General features: G+C 57.3%; 10 protein-coding genes, 1 other RNA gene and 2 pseudogenes. 5 read left to right on the plus strand and 8 right to left on the minus strand.

Going from position 1 to position 13676, the window contains the following annotated elements:
- Nucleotides 1-15: 15 nt before the first annotated feature.
- The 7 genes and pseudogenes from RAE19_RS15195 to gyrA all read right to left on the minus strand — a co-directional run bounded on the left by RAE19_RS15195 (nucleotide 16) and on the right by gyrA (nucleotide 10049).
- A complete protein-coding gene (locus RAE19_RS15195; RefSeq protein WP_313875679.1) occupies nucleotides 16-327 on the minus strand; it encodes an integration host factor subunit beta in 312 nt (103 codons plus the stop codon).
- An 82-nt stretch (nucleotides 328-409) separates the two neighbouring features.
- Nucleotides 410-2110: pseudogene (gene rpsA, locus RAE19_RS15200) on the minus strand (30S ribosomal protein S1); the annotation flags it as partial.
- 92 nt (nucleotides 2111-2202) lie between these two features.
- Entirely contained in the window at nucleotides 2203-4200 is a 1998-nt protein-coding gene (locus tag RAE19_RS15205; protein ID WP_313875680.1) for a bifunctional 3-phosphoshikimate 1-carboxyvinyltransferase/cytidylate kinase, read from the minus strand.
- Nucleotides 4200-5076: pseudogene (locus RAE19_RS15210) on the minus strand (prephenate dehydrogenase). The gene RAE19_RS15205 and the pseudogene RAE19_RS15210 overlap by 1 nt, the downstream one beginning before the upstream one ends.
- A gap of 21 nt (nucleotides 5077-5097) precedes the next feature.
- On the minus strand, nucleotides 5098-6180 hold the full coding sequence (gene pheA, locus RAE19_RS15215) for a prephenate dehydratase (protein ID WP_313875681.1): 1083 nt from the start codon (nucleotides 6178-6180) through the stop codon (nucleotides 5098-5100).
- A gap of 8 nt (nucleotides 6181-6188) precedes the next feature.
- Nucleotides 6189-7313, minus strand: coding sequence for a 3-phosphoserine/phosphohydroxythreonine transaminase (gene serC / locus RAE19_RS15220; protein WP_313875682.1), 1125 nt, complete (start codon nucleotides 7311-7313; stop codon nucleotides 6189-6191).
- 69 nt (nucleotides 7314-7382) lie between these two features.
- The gene (gyrA, locus tag RAE19_RS15225) at nucleotides 7383-10049 is read right to left on the minus strand and encodes a DNA gyrase subunit A (protein ID WP_313875683.1); all 2667 of its coding nucleotides are present in this window, start codon (nucleotides 10047-10049) and stop codon (nucleotides 7383-7385) included.
- A gap of 237 nt (nucleotides 10050-10286) precedes the next feature.
- Between gyrA and ompA the strand changes: the two genes are divergently transcribed.
- The 5 genes from ompA to RAE19_RS15250 all read left to right on the plus strand — a co-directional run bounded on the left by ompA (nucleotide 10287) and on the right by RAE19_RS15250 (nucleotide 13444).
- Nucleotides 10287-10937, plus strand: coding sequence for an outer membrane protein OmpA (gene ompA, locus RAE19_RS15230; protein WP_313875684.1), 651 nt, complete (start codon nucleotides 10287-10289; stop codon nucleotides 10935-10937).
- Between the two features lie 69 nt (nucleotides 10938-11006).
- Complete coding sequence (gene ubiG / locus RAE19_RS15235; RefSeq protein WP_313875685.1) at nucleotides 11007-11720, plus strand: bifunctional 2-polyprenyl-6-hydroxyphenol methylase/3-demethylubiquinol 3-O-methyltransferase UbiG; 714 nt, start codon at nucleotides 11007-11009, stop codon at nucleotides 11718-11720.
- Nucleotides 11717-12397 (plus strand): phosphoglycolate phosphatase, encoded by a 681-nt coding sequence (gene gph / locus RAE19_RS15240; protein ID WP_313875686.1) that lies wholly within the window; start codon nucleotides 11717-11719, stop codon nucleotides 12395-12397. Before ubiG ends, gph begins: the two co-directional genes overlap by 4 nt.
- A gap of 12 nt (nucleotides 12398-12409) precedes the next feature.
- Nucleotides 12410-12786: a transfer-messenger RNA gene (gene ssrA / locus RAE19_RS15245) on the plus strand.
- A 283-nt stretch (nucleotides 12787-13069) separates the two neighbouring features.
- On the plus strand, nucleotides 13070-13444 hold the full coding sequence (locus RAE19_RS15250; protein WP_313875687.1) for a MarR family EPS-associated transcriptional regulator: 375 nt from the start codon (nucleotides 13070-13072) through the stop codon (nucleotides 13442-13444).
- A gap of 25 nt (nucleotides 13445-13469) precedes the next feature.
- On the opposite strand, the gene RAE19_RS15255 is transcribed toward RAE19_RS15250, so the two are convergent.
- A complete protein-coding gene (locus RAE19_RS15255; RefSeq protein ID WP_313875688.1) occupies nucleotides 13470-13676 on the minus strand; it encodes a hypothetical protein in 207 nt (68 codons plus the stop codon).

Genomic DNA, 13676 nt, shown 5'->3' on the forward strand with positions numbered 1-13676 from the left:
GTCGAGGGATTCTACTCAGGGTTTTGCCTTGGATTCCAGCTCTGCAGTACGGGTATCCACCGCTTCGCGAAGCGCCTTGCCCGGCTTGAAGTGAGGGACTCGTTTTTCAGGAATGGCAACGCTCTCGCCACTGCGCGGATTGCGGCCCATGCGGGGCGGGCGGCGGTTGATGGAGAAGCTGCCAAATCCGCGGATTTCGATGCGGTGACCTCGAACCAATGCGTCGTTCATCGCATCCAGAATAGCCTTGACGGCGAATTCAGCATCGCGGTGCGTCAATTGCCGGAAGCGGTCGGCCAGTTCTTCAACAAGGTCGGAGCGGGTCATAGCGGTTTACACAGAATATACGAAGAAAAAACGACCGGTGCAGTGAAGCAACCGGTCGTTCAATCAGGTCAGCAACAACAGATTAGTTGTTGTTGTCCAGCTTGGCACGCAACAAAGCGCCCAGGCTGGTGGTACCAGCGGAGCCGGTGTTCTGGTTCAGGGATTGCATGGCTTCGTTCTGGTCAGCCATGTCCTTGGCCTTGATGGACAACTGGATGTTGCGGGTCTTGCGATCCACGTTCACCACCACAGCAGTCACTTCGTCGCCTTCTTTCAGCACGTTGCGAGCGTCTTCAACGCGGTCGCGGCTGATTTCGGAAGCGCGCAGGTAGCCCAGGATGTCGTCGCCCAGATCGATTTCAGCGCCCTTGGCGTCCACGGTCTTGACCTTACCGGTAACGGTCTGGCCCTTGTCGTTCACGGACACGAAAGTGGTGAAAGGATCGGAATCCAACTGCTTGATACCCAAGGAGATGCGCTCGCGGTCCACGTCCACGGCCAACACGATGGCTTCAACTTCTTGGCCCTTCTTGAATTCGCGCACGGCGGTTTCGCCGGATTCGTTCCAAGACAGGTCAGACAGGTGCACCAGGCCGTCGATACCGGCAGCCAGACCCACGAACACGCCGAAGTCGGTGATGGACTTGATCGGGCCCTTCACGCGGTCGCCGCGCTTGGTGTTCTGAGCAAATTCTTGCCATGGGTTGGCCTTGCACTGCTTCATGCCCAAGGAGATGCGACGCTTGTCTTCGTCGATTTCCAGAACCATGACTTCGACTTCGTCACCCAGGGCAACGATCTTCGAAGGAGCAACGTTCTTGTTGGTCCAGTCCATTTCGGACACGTGCACCAAACCTTCGATACCGGGTTCGAGTTCCACAAACGCGCCGTAGTCGGCGATGTTGGTGATCTTGCCGAACATGCGGGTACCTTGGGGGTAGCGGCGGTTGACACCCATCCATGGGTCGTCGCCCATTTGCTTCAGACCCAGAGACACGCGGTTCTTTTCGGTGTCGAACTTCAGGATCTTGGCAGTGATTTCCTGACCGGCTGTCACCACTTCGGATGGGTGACGGACGCGGCGCCATGCCATGTCAGTGATGTGCAACAGGCCGTCGATACCGCCCAGGTCCACGAACGCACCGTATTCGGTGATGTTCTTGACCACGCCTTGCACCACAGAACCTTCTTTGAGGGTGTGCATCAGCTTGGCGCGCTCTTCGCCCATGGAAGCTTCCACCACAGCGCGGCGGCTTAGCACCACGTTGTTGCGCTTGCGGTCCAGCTTGATAACCTTGAATTCCAAAGTCTTGTTTTCGTACGGAGACAGGTCCTTGGTAGGACGTGTGTCGACCAAGGAACCGGGCAAGAATGCGCGGATGCCGTTGACCAGAACGGTCAGGCCGCCCTTGACCTTGCCGGAAGTGGTACCGGTCACGAATTCGCCGGATTCCAGGGCCTTTTCCAGGCTCATCCAGGAAGCCAGGCGCTTGGCCTTGTCACGGGACAGGATGGTGTCGCCGTAGCCGTTTTCGACGGAGTCGATAGCCACAGACACGAAGTCGCCCACTTGGACTTCGATTTCGCCCTTGTCGCTCTTGAATTCTTCGATTGGCACGTAGGCTTCAGACTTGAGGCCGGCGTTGACAACGACGAAGCTGTGCTCGATGCGGACGACTTCAGCGGTGATCACTTCACCGGTGCGCATTTCCGAGCGTTGTAGCGATTCTTCAAATAGGGCTGCGAAAGATTCAGACATGTGTTTTGCGGTTTGCACCGCGGGGTTAAGTTGTTGAACCCCGTCGCTCTTGGTGTGAACCGGTGCGCTGGCGCGCGATGAAAGCGATGGGGGCCAGTTTGCTTTTCAGGCCGGGGCTAGAAAGGCTGTTTGCTCTGCCACCAGTCCAGCACGGTTTGAACAGACGTATCGACTGTCAATTCCGAGTTATCAAGCAACAAGGCATCTTGTGCCGGCTTCAAAGGGGCGACGGTGCGGGAGGAGTCCCGTGCGTCGCGAGCCTCTAGGTCGGCGCGAAGACTGTCGAGTGTAGCGGGAATCCCCTTTGAAATCAACTGTTTAAGCCTGCGCTCCGCACGGCATGCGGCGCTGGCGGTGAGGTAGACCTTCAAAGCGGCTTCCGGGAAAATCACGGTGCCCATGTCACGGCCATCTGCCACCAAGCCAGGTAGCTGCCGGAAATTGCGCTGCAAGTCAATGAGTGCCGACCGTACCGCTGGGAACGCGGAGACCTTGGAGGCGTTCATGCCGGCTTCTTCGGTGCGGATCAGCTCGCTGACGTCTTCGTTGCCGAGCCAGATATGGCTGCCTTCGAAATGAATGGGTAATGTGTTGAGCAGAGCCACAATGGCGGCTTCGTTGGCGATGTCCAGGGGGATACCCGCGCGGGTGGCGGCCAACCCAGTGATTCGGTAGAGGGAGCCGGAGTCCAAAAAGTGGTAACCCAGCTTCTCAGCCAGTACCGCAGCTAAGGTGCCTTTGCCGGATGCGGTGGGGCCGTCGACACAAATCACCGGAATGGAGGATGTGGCGGACGACGCGACCGAGAACAGGGTTTCAAAATAATCAGGGAAGGTCTTGGCGACGCATTTCGGGTCTTCAATGCGCAGCTGCACACGGGCTGGATTGAATGCTGCCAGTGAAAAACACATGGCGACGCGGTGGTCGTCATAGGTGTGGATGCTGGCGGGTTTCCAGCCTTGCAAGCTCGCAGGTGGGGTGACTTGAATAAAGTCGGCACCTTCGACGACGCTGGCGCCGAGCTTGCGTAGCTCGGTAGCCATGGCGGCGATGCGGTCGGTCTCTTTGACACGCCAGCTGGCAATGTTGCGCAGGGTGGTGGTGCCGTCGGCATAGAGCGCCATTACCGCGAGGGTCATGGCCGCATCGGGAATGTGGTTGCAGTCCAGGTCGATGGCTTTCAGGGGCCAGGCGCCGCGTTGGATATGCAGCCAATTCGGGCCGCTGTCGATTTTTGCGCCCATGGCTTGGGCGGCTTCCATGAAGCGGATATCGCCCTGGATGGAGTCCGCTCCGACGCCTTGCACCTTGATGCCATTTTGGCCGTCAGCCGCCGTGGATATTGCGCCTAGTGCTATGAAATAGCTAGCGCTAGAGGCGTCTGCTTCGACATGGATGTCTCCGGGCGAGCGCAGCTTGGCGCCTGCAGGAATGGTGAAGCGCTGCCATTCGTCAGGTTGGACCTGCACGCCAAAGCGCGCCAGCAGGTTCAAGGTGATCTCGATATAGGGGCGGGAAATCAGCTCGCCCACCACCTCAATCACGATGTCTTTGGTGGCCACCAAGGGGAGGGCCATCAAGAGGGCGGTCAAAAACTGGCTGGACACATCACCGCGCACCTTGATAGGTGCATCAAGCTTCAGTGCAGGCTTACCCAGCTTGAGCGGTGGGAAACCATCATTGCCCAGATAGTCAATAGCGCAGCCCAGTTGGCGCAGTGCATCCACCAGATCGCCAATGGGCCGCTCGTGCATGCGCGGCACACCGCTGAGTTCAAAGTCGCCGGCGACCACTGCCAGAGCAGCGGTCAATGGCCGCATGGCGGTACCGGCATTGCCCAAAAACAGTTTGGCGGAGCCATTGGGCAGCTTACCTGCCAGTCCGGTGATGCGCACTGTGGTGCCCGACTCTTCCACTAGGCACCCGAGGGTGCGCAAGGCGATCAGCATCACGCGGGTGTCGTCCGAGTCCAGCAGGTCGTGAATCGTGGTGGTGCCCTCGCTCATGGCGGCGAGCAGCAGCACGCGATTGGAGATACTTTTCGAGCCGGGGAGGGTGACCGCGCCGGCGGCATGGACCAAGGGGGGCAGGTCGAGGAAAACGGTAGAGAACATTATTTGTTGAGCTTGGTGGCCATGGTCCAGTTGGCGCGTGTGTGGCTGGCTTGTTCAATCAGCCCCTCGAGTGCATCGGCATTACCGCTGGAAATCATCAGCTCCATGGCCTGGAGTGTGCGTTGGAAGATTTTGCTTTGTTCGAGCAACTCTTCGCGGTTGGAGATCATGATGTCGCGCCAGATTTTGGGATCGCTGGCCGCAATGCGGGTGAAGTCGCGAAAGCCGGGTCCGGCCAAGGATAAATAGTCTTTGCCCTGCGGCTGTCCTTGGATGCCGTTCATCAAGGCAAACGCAATCAGGTGGGGCAGGTGGCTCACGGCGGCGAACGCGGCGTCGTGCTGTTCGGGGGACATCTTCAAAACCCTGCACCCCAGTGCAGACCAGACATCGACCGCCTTTTGTAGTTGCGTGGTCAATGTGCGTTCGATGGGGGTCAGAATGATTTGCTTGCCGGCGTACAGGTCGGGGTCGGCATGCTCCACACCGGAGAGCTCTTTGCCGGCAATCGGGTGGGCCTGGCACAAACGAGCCGATGTGCTCGCGCAAGCCTCGGCGGCCGGCATCGATCACATCTCGTTTTGTGGAACCCACATCCATGATCAGCATGTTGGGGGTGACTAGGTGCTTGATGGCCTTGAAGGTCGACTCAGTCGCCGATACGGGGACCGCAATCAGCACAATGTCGGCACCGGACACGGCCAGCAGAGCCGAGGGCGCTTCGATGTCGATCACGCCCAACTGGCGCGCACGTTCGGTGGTGGAGGGGGATTTGCTGTAGCCCACCACGCGTTTGACGAGTCCGGCCCGCTTCAACGCCAGGGCGAACGAGCCGCCCATCAAACCGCAACCAATCAGACCGAGTTGTTCAAACATAAATGGTGTCCTGCAGTCGACTCAGTCTGCCAAGGGGTAGGTGCCCAGCACCTTGTAAAAAGCGCAAAGTCCGGCAAGGTCTTTCAGCGCAGCCGTCACATGCGGCTGCGATGGGTGACCCTGCAAATCAATGTAGAAGTAATACTCCCACTGGCCGCTGCGGGCCGGACGAGACTCGAACCGGGTCATGGACACACCATGCTGCTTGAGCGGCACCAACATGTCGTGCACTGCGCCCGGCTTGTTGGGTACCGAAACTACCAAGCTGGTGCAGTCTTTGCCGGAGGCCTGCGGCGCGGGCAACACGCTGGGCAGGCACACCACCACAAAGCGCGTGCGGTTGAATGCTTCGTCTTGGATAGCGTGTGCTGCGGTGTGCAGGCCGAATTCGGAGCCTGCCCGTTCACTCGCGATGCCCGCCCAAGCGGGGTTGGTGGCAGCCAGGCGTGCGCCCTCGGCATTGCTCGACACCGCGCGGCGTTCCGCATGGGGCAAGTGGGTGCTGAGCCACTGCTGGCATTGGGCTAAGGCTTGCGGGTGCGCGAGCACCACTTCAATACCCTCCAGCGAGGCAGTGGTACGCAGCAGGTGGTGGCGCACTAGCAGGCTGATTTCGCCTACGATGTGCAGCGGCGAGTTCAGCAGCAGATCCAGCGAGCGGGTCACGACGCCTTCGGTGCTGTTTTCCACCGGCACCACGCCAAACTCGGCAGAACCTGCGGTGGCGGCGTGAAACACCTCGTCAAAATTAGCGCAGGGTACGTGGGTAATGCTGGAGCCAAAAAAGCGCAAGGCGGCTTCTTCACTGAACGTGCCTTTGGGGCCCAAGTAGGCCACGCGCTGCGGTGCTTCCAGCGCCCGGCAGGCCGACATGATTTCACGCCAGATCACCGCGACGCTGCTGTTCTTGAGCGCGCCGTCGTTGGCGGATTGCAGGGTCTGAATGACCTGGGCTTCGCGCTCAGGGCGGAACACCGCAGAGCCTTCCACCTTTTTGACTTCGCCCACCTCGTTGGCCAAGGCCGCACGGCGGTTCAGCAGGGTGAGGAGTTCGATGTCCAGGGCGTCGATCAAGACGCGGAGTTCGGGGAGTGTTCGTGCCATGGTGCGCCTCAGCCGTGGGTGCGTTCAAACTCTTGCATGTACTGGACGAGTGCCTGCACACCCTCGAGCGGAATCGCGTTGTAAATGCTGGCACGCATGCCACCGACCGACTTGTGCCCCTTGAGTTGCAAAAGGCCGGCCTCTTTGGCGCCTGCCAGGAAGGCATCGTTCAGGCTCTCGTTGCGCAAAAAGAAGGGCACGTTCATGCGGGACCGCGCATTACGCGCCACGCCGTTCATGTAGAAGCCGGTCGCGTCAATCGCGCCGTACAGCAATTCGGCTTTGGCGATGTTGCGGGCTTCCATGGCGGCCACGCCCCCTTGGCGCTTGAGCCATTTAAATACCAATCCGGCGATGTAGATCGAATAGGTGGGCGGGGTGTTGTACATCGAGCCGTTGTCCGCCACGGTTTTGTAGTCAAACGCGCTGGGGCAGATCGACAAGGCATGGCCCAGCAGGTCTTCGCGCACCACCACCAGGGTGAGGCCGGCGGGACCGAGGTTCTTTTGGGCTCCCCCAAACGCCAGACCCACGCGGCTCCAGTCCACCGGACGCGATGCGACATGGGAAGAGAAGTCAATCACCAGTTCGGCTTGGGAGCCGAGTGCCTTCAGATCGGGCAGGCTCTGGAATTCGATGCCGTGGATGGTTTCGTTGCTGCAGATGTGCACATAGCTGGCGTTATCCCGCAACTCCCAGCTTGCGGCAGGAGGGATGGCGGTAAAACCATCTGCCTTGCTGCTGGCCGCGATGTGGTTGCTGCAGTACTTGCCGGATTCCTTGAATGATTTTTCGCTCCAACTGCCGGTTAACACAAAGTCGGCAGCGCCTTGGCCATTGCCGGCGCGCAGCCCGCTCAAATTCAGCGGCACGATCGCGTTTTCGGCCAATCCACCACCTTGCATGAACAGGATCTTGAAGTTGGCCGGCACCGCCAACAACTCGCGCAGATCCGCTTCAGCAGCTTCGTAAATGCTCTGGAACTCTTTGCCGCGGTGGCTCATTTCCATGACGCCCATGCCGCTCAAACGGCCTTGGCTATCGGGCCAATTCAGCATTTCGGCGGCGGCTTGTTCCAGCACTTCAGCCGGCATGGCGGCCGGTCCGGCCGAAAAGTTGTAAGGGCGTTGCATCAGTGGCTTATCAATCAAATCGTGCTCTAGCGCTTATAGAACGTGCGTAGGTAGCTATCAAAATGATAGTTACTCGGCGGCGGGTGCGTCTCCGTCTGTACCGTCAGCTGCATCTTCCGCGCCCTCTGCTACGTCAGGAGCATCCGATGGGTTGGCGTCGTTTTCCACGATGCGTTGCAGGCCGCTCAGTTTGGAGCCTTCGTCCAGTCCAATCAGGGTCACGCCCTGGGTCGCACGACCCATTTCGCGGATCTCGCTGACCCGGGTGCGCACCAGCACGCCCTTGTCCGTAATCAGCATGATTTCGTCGTCGGCGTGTACCAACGTTGCCGCTACGACCTTACCGTTGCGCTCGGACTGCTGAATCGCAATCATGCCCTTGGTGCCGCGGCCGTGACGGGTGTATTCGGTGATGTTGGTGCGCTTGCCGTAGCCGTTTTCGGTGGCAGTCAACACACTTTGCTGCTCGTCTTCAGCGACGAGCATGGCGATCACGCTTTGGCCGTCGTCGAGCATCATGCCGCGCACACCGCGGGCGTTACGACCCATGGGGCGCACATCGTTTTCGTCAAAGCGCACGGCCTTGCCGCCGTCGCTGAACAACATCACATCGTGCTTGCCGTCGGTCAGCGCGGCGCCGATCAGGAAGTCGCCTTCATCCAGGTCCACGGCGATGATGCCGGCCTTGCGCGGGTTGCTGAATTCGTCCAGCGCCGTCTTCTTGACTGTGCCCATGCGGGTGGACATGAACACATATTGGTCGGCCGGGAAGGTGCGTTTCTCGCCGGTGAGTGCCAGCACAACTGTGATTTTTTCGCCTTCTTGCAAGGGGAACATGTTCACGATAGGGCGGCCGCGCGAACCGCGCGAGCCCTGTGGCACTTCCCAGACTTTGAGCCAATACAAGCGGCCGCGGTTCGAGAAGCACAGGATGTAGTCGTGCGTGTTAGCCACGAAGAGCTGGTCCACCCAGTCGTCTTCTTTGGTGGCGGTGGCCTGCTTGCCGCGGCCGCCACGCTTCTGGGCGCGGTATTCGTGCAGGGGCTGGCTCTTGATGTAGCCGCTGTGGCTCATCGTGACCACCATGTCGGTGGGCGTGATCAGATCTTCGGTAGACAGGTCGAACGAAGAGTGCTCGACCAGGCTGCGGCGCGCGCCGATCTTTGTCTGGCCGAATTCCTGTTTCACATGACCCAGCTCTTCACCGATGATCACTGCCACACGGGCTGGCTTGGCCAGGATGTCCAGCAGGTCTTCGATCTCTGCCATCACGTCTTTGTACTCTGCGACGATCTTGTCTTGCTCCAGCCCGGTCAGGCGTTGCAGGCGCATTTGCAGAATTTCTTGCGCTTGCGTTTCAGATAGGCGGTATAGGCCGTCGTTGCCCATGCCAAATTCTTTTTCCAGGCCTTCGGGGCGGTAGTCATCCGCATTCACCACGCCACCGTCGGCACGGGTGCGCGTCAACATTTCGCGCACCAGCTTGCTGTCCCATGGACGGTTCATCAGCTCCAGTTTCGCCACCGGTGGGGTGGGCGATTCACGGATGATGCGGATGAAGTCGTCGATGTTGGCCAGCGCCACCGCCAAGCCTTCTAGCACGTGGCCACGCTCGCGGGCCTTGCGCAGATTGAAGACAGTGCGGCGGGTCACCACTTCACGGCGGTGATCCAGGAAGACTTCAATCAAGTCTTTGAGGTTGCACAGCTTTGGCTGGCCATTGACTAGCGCGACCATGTTGATGCCGAAGGTGTCTTGCAGCTGGGTTTGCTTGTACAGATTGTTGAGCACCACTTCAGGCACTTCGCCGCGCTTGAGTTCGATGACCAAGCGCATGCCGGACTTGTCGGACTCGTCTTGGATGTGGCTGATGCCCTCGATCTTCTTCTCGTGCACCAGTTCTGCCATGCGCTCTTGCAAGGTCTTTTTGTTGACCTGGTAGGGCAGCTCGTCCACGATGATGGCTTGACGCTGGCCTTTGTCGATGTCTTCGAAGTGGCAACGTGCGCGCATAACCACACGGCCGCGGCCCGTGCGATAACCGTCTTTCACACCTTGAATGCCGTAAATGATGCCGGCGGTCGGGAAGTCAGGTGCCGGAATGATGTCCATCAGCTCGTCAATGGAGGCTTCCGGGTTCTTCAGCAGGTGCAGGCACGCGTCCACCACCTCGTTCAGGTTGTGCGGAGGGATGTTGGTGGCCATACCCACCGCAATACCGCCCGAGCCGTTGACTAGCAGGTTGGGGATGCGGGTGGGCATCACCAGTGGTTCTGATTCGGAGCCGTCGTAGTTAGGGCCGAAGTCGACTGTTTCTTTATCCAGATCGGCCAGCAACTCGTGGGCGATTTTCGCCAAACGGATTTCGGTGTATCGCATGGCCGCCGCACTGTCGCCGTCCACGGAGCCGAAGTTACCTTGGCCATCCACCAGCATGTGGCGCATCGAAAAGTCTTGCGCCATGCGAACGATGGTGTCGTACACCGATTGGTCGCCGTGCGGGTGGTACTTACCGATGACGTCGCCCACAATACGTGCCGACTTCTTGTAGGCACGGTTCCAATCGTTGTTGAGCTCATGCATCGCATAGAGCACACGGCGGTGCACGGGCTTTAAGCCGTCCCGTGCATCGGGCAGTGCCCGACCCACGATCACGCTCATGGCGTAGTCGAGGTAGCTGCGGCGCATTTCCTCTTCAAGACTGATGGGCAGTGTTTCTTTGGCGAACTGGGTCATGGTTGGTATCTGTCTATCAATGTCGAGGACAACCTTGGATTCTACGGCCGCACGGGTGTAGCACGATTGCAACAGCTTCCGTCAACGTTTGTGAATACCGGAACTAGTTGGCAAGAGCATTTATCTGGTTCCCCACGGTATGGCACAATCAGACCAACGTCTTCGGCGCTAAAGGCCTTGGGGCGTCACCAATCAATCGCAGCTCGCTGCAGTTACTGCCTATATAAGGAAGGTTCTATGAAACAATTGAATAAAGTTGCAGCCCTGATCGCTACCGCTGTGTTGGCTTCCGCCGCTGGCGCACAAGAAATTCACAACTGGCGTAGCGCCGCTGGCGACGTTTGGAAGAACGTTGACGGCCAGTGCTGGCGAGATGCCAGCTGGACTCCAGCAACCGCTGCAGCTGGTTGCGACGGTGCAATCGTTGCTCCAGCTCCTGTTGCAGCACCTGCACCCGCAGCAGCTCCCGCTCCCGTTGCCGCTCCTGCACCCGCAGCAGCTCCTGCACCCGCAGCAGCTCCAGTCGCCGCTGCAAGCAAAGTTACCTACGCTGCAGACGCATTCTTTGACTTCGACAAATCTGTGTTGAAGGCTGAAGGCAAGGCTAAGCTGGACGACCTCGTGTCTAAAGTCAAGGCTATCAACTTGGAAGTCATCATTGCTGTGGGTCACACTGACGCTACCGGCGCTGACGGCTACAACCAAAAGTTGTCTGTTGCGCGTTCTGAAGCTGTGAAGGCTTACTTGGTGTCCAAGGGCATCGAAAAGAACCGTGTTTACACAGAAGGCAAGGGCGAGAAGCAACCTGTTGCTGACAACAAGACCAAAGAAGGCCGTTCCAAGAACCGCCGCGTGGAAATCGAAGTGGTTGGCACTCGCGCACAATAATCAGTTCTTCTGAACGATTAGAAAAAACCCGCTCCGGCGGGTTTTTTCTTGCCCCTACATAATCACGCCATGACATCCACTATCAACGCCGACCCCGCCGAACTGGCTAAATTTTCAGAGCTCGCCCATCGTTGGTGGGATTTGGAGAGCGAGTTCAAGCCGCTCCATCAAATCAATCCCCTGCGTTTGGGGTGGATCCAGAGTTTTGTGCCCTTGGCGAACAATCGCCTGGTAGACATTGGTTGTGGCGGTGGAATACTGGCTGATGCTGCTGCCCGTCAAGGTGCTGAAGTGTTGGGCATCGACCTGTCGACCAAAGCCCTGCGTGTCGCTCAGCTCCATGCGATGGAAGCTGAAACTACCGGGGTGACTTACCGCGAGGTCAGCGCAGAAACGCTCGCCATCGAAGCTCCTGCGGCATTTGATGTTGTGACCTGTATGGAAATGTTGGAGCACGTGCCTGACCCGGCCTCGGTAGTGATGTCGTGCGCACAGATGGTCAAACCGGGTGGGTGGGTATTCTTCTCGACCTTGAACCGTAATCCTATGTCGTTCATTCAGGCGATTGTGGGGGCTGAGTATGTACTCAAGCTTCTGCCAAAAGGAACCCACGAGTACGCCAAAATGATTCGCCCTAGCGAGCTGGCGCACTTTTGCCAGGCAGCCGGTTTGGACCTAAAAGCCACCAAGGGTCTTGGGTATAACCCCATCACCGGCAAATATTCATTGAATAACAGCACGCAGGTCAACTATTTGTTCGCTACTCAAAGGCCCTTCGAATGATCTTGAGTACATCGCGCGGCAACATCAAGGCAGTTCTCTTTGACTTGGATGGGACGCTCATCGACAGCGCTCCGGATTTGGGTGCCGCAGCTGACAAGATGCGCACGGATCGTGGCCTTGCATCGTTGCCTGATGAGGCCTATCGCCCCATGGCGGGTGCCGGTGCCCGTGGCATGCTGCAAGTAGCATTTGGCATGACGCCGGAAGCGCCTGATTTTGCGGAAATGCGTGAGGAGTTTTTCCAAAACTACGAGAAAAGCATGACTGCGCGCACCTATGTGTTCGCCGAGGTTCAGGCATTGCTTGAGCAAATCAGTGCTGCTGGGTGCTTGTGGGGTGTGGTGACCAACAAGTCCAAGCGATTTACCGAGCCACTCGTCGCCCAGTTGCCTTTGTTCTCCGCCGCTTCAGTGGTGATCAGTGGGGACACTACACCGCATGCCAAACCGCACCCTGAGCCATTGTTAGAAGCTGCCCGGCGCCTTGGGCTAACTCCTGCTGATTGCATTTATGTAGGCGATGATGAGCGCGACATCCAAGCTGCCCGCGCGGCTGGAATGTTCTCTGTTGCTGCATGCTATGGCTATTTGGGAGCTCAGGCCGACACAGGCAAATGGGGCGCAGACTTTGAAATTAAATCACCCCTAGAGCTCTTGAAATCTCTCACAACCGCCTAAAATAGATGTTGAGGGGCTGCACTGGTTTCGACACGGGTTCGGACGCGCAGCAGGGCATGTCGAGCTGAGTGCGCTCGTAAAACAGACTCAAACAAACTAACTGCAAACGACGAACGTTTCGCACTCGCCGCTTAATTGCGCGTGAGGCTCACAACAGCAAGCCGATAGGCTGGGCAAGGGTGGCGCAAGCTGTCCAGGCTGTGGGCTAATTTCATTCGGCTGGACTCGCCTTGGGTAACTTAGGGCAGGTCAAGACAATAGGTTACTGGCGTCTTGCATAGCGTGCCACTGCGCGATGTAAGGTGCGAGATTCAAATCAGATGGCTACACATGTAGAACTGTTCGAAGAAGGCTTGTGGACGGGGGTTCAAATCCCCCCAGCTCCACCATCACCTCTGACAAAGGCCGCTAGCTAGAGATAGTTAGTGGCCTTTTTCTTTGGGAAATCAAGCACTTACAGTGCAGCGTAGTACAAAGCGCTCTATTTGCGGAGCCCTGCCAAGATATTTTTATGGCGAGTCGAATTGAGTAGACTAGTTTTGACTAGAATGTTCAACTTAGAACAAAGATTTATTCGATGGCGCGAGTGTTGTCAGCGCGCATTGTGTTGGTAAATATTTTCGCGCGTAAAATTTATCAGAACCTCAGAGCGTTGTACAGTTCGTCAGTTTCATGATTAGCCGCCAAGCCAAACTGCAGGAAGACACCTATTTTAGAGTGTTACATTTGCTTCAAGATAATCCTGACATCACGCAGCGCGAACTAGCGAAGACTGTGGGAATAAGTGTTGGTGGGCTTAATTACTGTCTAAAAGCGCTCGTCGAGAAAGGCTTGGTGAAAATGAAAAGTTTCACCAATTCAAAGAATAAGTTTGGATATATTTATGTGCTCACTCCAAATGGTATAGCAGAAAAAGCTGCCATAACTCAGCGGTTCTTGCTGCGAAAGATGGATGAACATGAAGCGTTGAAGGCTGAAATTGAAGCTTTGAAATCTGAGTTTGAGAAATTAGATGGGTTGGGGGCAAAGAGCAATGAAATCAAATAACTTGGCATTAACAGTATCTTTAATTTCATTTGGTGGTTTGCACTTTTGTTTTTCGTCGCTTTCTTTTGTCGGCCTCTGGAGATTTTTTTTGTGCTTGGTCGAAAAAAGAAGATTTCTTCAAAAATATACTTTGCTGCTTGTAGGTTTCGACATCATCCGCCTCAAAATTGTCCAGTGGCAGCCGAGCTACTTTTGTGATGAGGGGAATATAACTGCGTTTGAGGATGCTCAC

This window comes from Rhodoferax potami (assembly GCF_032193805.1).
GTDB lineage: Bacteria > Pseudomonadota > Gammaproteobacteria > Burkholderiales > Burkholderiaceae_C > Allorhodoferax > Allorhodoferax potami_A.

Excerpts from the sequence above, each read along its gene's own strand:
- gph (WP_313875686.1), top strand. The coding sequence starts at position 11,717 with ATGATCTTGAGTACATCGCGCGGCAACATCAAGGCAGTTCTCTTTGAC.
- gyrA (WP_313875683.1), bottom strand. The coding sequence starts at position 10,049 with ATGACCCAGTTCGCCAAAGAAACACTGCCCATCAGTCTTGAAGAGGAA.
- pheA (WP_313875681.1), bottom strand. The coding sequence starts at position 6,180 with ATGGCACGAACACTCCCCGAACTCCGCGTCTTGATCGACGCCCTGGAC.
- RAE19_RS15250 (WP_313875687.1), top strand. The coding sequence starts at position 13,070 with ATGATTAGCCGCCAAGCCAAACTGCAGGAAGACACCTATTTTAGAGTG.
- serC (WP_313875682.1), bottom strand. The coding sequence starts at position 7,313 with ATGCAACGCCCTTACAACTTTTCGGCCGGACCGGCCGCCATGCCGGCT.
- ubiG (WP_313875685.1), top strand. The coding sequence starts at position 11,007 with ATGACATCCACTATCAACGCCGACCCCGCCGAACTGGCTAAATTTTCA.
- RAE19_RS15195 (WP_313875679.1), bottom strand. The coding sequence starts at position 327 with ATGACCCGCTCCGACCTTGTTGAAGAACTGGCCGACCGCTTCCGGCAA.
- ompA (WP_313875684.1), top strand. The coding sequence starts at position 10,287 with ATGAAACAATTGAATAAAGTTGCAGCCCTGATCGCTACCGCTGTGTTG.
- RAE19_RS15205 (WP_313875680.1), bottom strand. The coding sequence starts at position 4,200 with ATGTTCTCTACCGTTTTCCTCGACCTGCCCCCCTTGGTCCATGCCGCC.